The 1,046-nt window shown below is 74.8% G+C and carries 1 protein-coding gene; it reads left to right on the plus strand.

Features of this window, described 5'->3' with window-relative positions; translation table 11 throughout:
• Window positions 1-1,046, plus strand: a 1,046-nt coding sequence (locus tag NON22_RS24765; RefSeq protein WP_257389643.1) for a tetratricopeptide repeat protein, incomplete at both ends; no start/stop codon positions are given.

Genomic DNA, 1,046 nt, shown 5'->3' on the forward strand with positions numbered 1-1,046 from the left:
AGACCCTGGCGCAGGCCGCCGTCGAGCAGGCGCCGCAGCACGCGGCGGCGTTGCGCACGCTCGCGCGCGCCGCGCGCCAGCGCCGCGATCTCGATACCGCGCTGCCGGTCCTGCGGCGCGCGGTCGCCGCGACGCCCGAGCGCGCCGGACTCCTCGCCGATCTCGGCCAGGCGCAGATCGAAGCCGGCGAGTTCGACGGCGGAATCGCGACCTTGCAGCGCGCGGCCGCGCTGCCGGATCCGCAGCAGCGCACGATCGCCTGGCTGGCCGCGCTGACCCTGCCCGCGCTGATGGACAGCGAGGAGGCGATCGACGCGGCGCACGAGCGTTTCGCGGTGCAGCTCGAACGGATTCATGCGGAACTGCGCCTGGACACGCCGGCGCAGATCGACGCGGCGTACGCGGCGATCTGCCGCGTGCTGCCGTTTCCGCTGCACTACCAGCCGCGCGACAACCGCGCGCTGGGCCGGCGTTTCGGCGAGCTCGTGCAACGCATCATGCGAGCGGCGGGCGGCGCACTGGCCGAACCGCCGCTGCCGCGCAGCGGCGCGCAGCGCCTGCGCGTGGCTTTCGTCAGTGCCGAGCTGCGCGAGCACACGATCACGCGCTATTTCGGCCGCTGGCTCGACGAACTCGATCCGACGCGCTTCGAACGCTGGGCGTTTCACTGCGGCAATCTCAGCGACGCGACGACCGCGGCGCTGGCCGCGCGCGTCGACGCGTTCCGCCATCTGCCGCTGCCGCCGCTGCAGGTCGCCGCGCGGATCCGCGCGGCCGCGCCCGACGTGGTCGTGCTGCTCGACGTCGGCATGGATCCGGCCATGCACGCGCTCGCGGCGCTGCCGCTCGCGCCGCGCCAGTACCTGGCCTACGGCCATCCGGTCACGAGCGGCCTGGACGGATTCGACGGTTTCCTGAGCGGCGCCGCGCTCGAAGCGGCGAATGCCGACGCGCATTACCACGAGCCGCTGATCCGGCTGCCGGGCCTCGGCGCGCTGCCGCGCGAGCCGGCGCTGCAGCCGCCGCTGCGTGCAGCGGCGCGCTCG

The sequence above is a fragment of the Tahibacter caeni genome, assembly GCF_024609805.1.
Classification (GTDB): Bacteria; Pseudomonadota; Gammaproteobacteria; order Xanthomonadales; family Rhodanobacteraceae; genus Tahibacter; species Tahibacter caeni.